The 1128-nt window shown below is 65.2% G+C and carries 2 protein-coding genes and 1 pseudogene; all 3 read right to left on the bottom strand.

The window, feature by feature from the left end; genetic code table 11:
• Positions 1–95 (bottom strand): annotated as a pseudogene (locus E4Q08_RS23635) (conjugal transfer protein TrbD); the annotation flags it as partial.
• 2 nt (positions 96–97) lie between these two features.
• On the bottom strand, positions 98–520 hold the full coding sequence (gene trbC, locus E4Q08_RS23630) for a conjugal transfer system pilin TrbC (protein ID WP_169072207.1): 423 nt from the start codon (positions 518–520) through the stop codon (positions 98–100).
• 13 nt (positions 521–533) lie between these two features.
• A partial coding sequence (locus E4Q08_RS23625) for an ATPase, T2SS/T4P/T4SS family (RefSeq protein ID WP_169072206.1) occupies positions 534–1128 on the bottom strand: 595 nt, incomplete at its 5' end.

The raw sequence follows: 1128 nt of genomic DNA, 5'->3' as shown, positions 1-1128 counted from the left end.
AGCAGACCCGAGAACATGACCAGTTCACGATCGCCGCCCATGAACAGGTTGTCGCGATTGCCGGCCCGCCGAATCGGGATCTTGCGCAGCGCCATGCTCAGGCGAGCCTTTCCGGAGCGATTCCGCCAAAGCGCTTGACCGCGTCGAACGTGCCTTCGCCGAGGGCGGCGATCTCCGCGCCACGGCCGAAGAAGCTGCTCATCATGTTCTGCGCGCCGACCAGCAGGGCCATGACGAGAACGACGAAGATCAAGGTGCGGAAGAAGCCGTTCAGGTCGCCACCGAAGATCAGCACGCCACCGGCCACGACGATGCCGATCATCGCCAGCGCGAACGCGACCGGGCCGGTGACCGAGTTGCGGAGGTTGGTCAGCCAGCTTTCATAGGGCAGCGACCCGCCGGTGCCTTCCGCTGCGAAGGCGTGTGGCGGGACCAGCAAGAACACCAGCAGCAGGATCGCCAGTCCGAAATAGAAGAGGGTCGAGCGGTGGAGCGGGTAGGGCAGGGCGGGCGAGTGCATGGGGCTGGCTCCTTTACAGAGGACGAGTGAGGTAAGCGCCGTCGGCGTAGTCGGCCACTTCCAGGATCTCCTGAACGCAGCGGCCTTCGGGGGTGCGGGCGATATGGACGATGACGTGCACCGCTTCGCCGATCAGCGGTTCGATCGGCCGGGGTGATTCCGGGTGCATGCTGATCAGCATGGCGAGGCGGTCCAGCCCGGATCGGGCGTTGTTGGCGTGGAGCGTGGCCGCACCGCCTTCGTGGCCGGTGTTCCAGGCCATCAGCAGGTCCAGCGCTTCAGGGCCGCGCACTTCGCCGACCAGGATCCGGTCGGGCCGCATGCGCAGGGTGGTCTTCAGAAGCATGGTCATCGTCACTTCGAGCGAGGTGTGGTACTGCACGAAGTTCTCGGCGGCACACTGGATCTCGCCGGTGTCCTCGATGATGAAAACACGCTCGGCGGGATCTAACTCGACCATGGCGTTGATGATCGCGTTGACCAGCGTAGTCTTGCCGGAACCGGTGCCACCGATCACCAGGATGTTCCGGTGCGCCTTGATGGCGGCGGTCAGGGTCGCCTGCTGCGCGGCGGTCATGATCCCGGCCGCGACGTACTGTCCGACGTGA

Origin of the sequence: Candidatus Accumulibacter contiguus (assembly GCF_012940005.1) — a bacterium.
Taxonomy (GTDB): domain Bacteria; phylum Pseudomonadota; class Gammaproteobacteria; order Burkholderiales; family Rhodocyclaceae; genus Accumulibacter; species Accumulibacter contiguus.
Note: the sequence above shows the minus strand (reverse complement) of the source record. Positions and strands in the feature narration are given on the sequence as shown.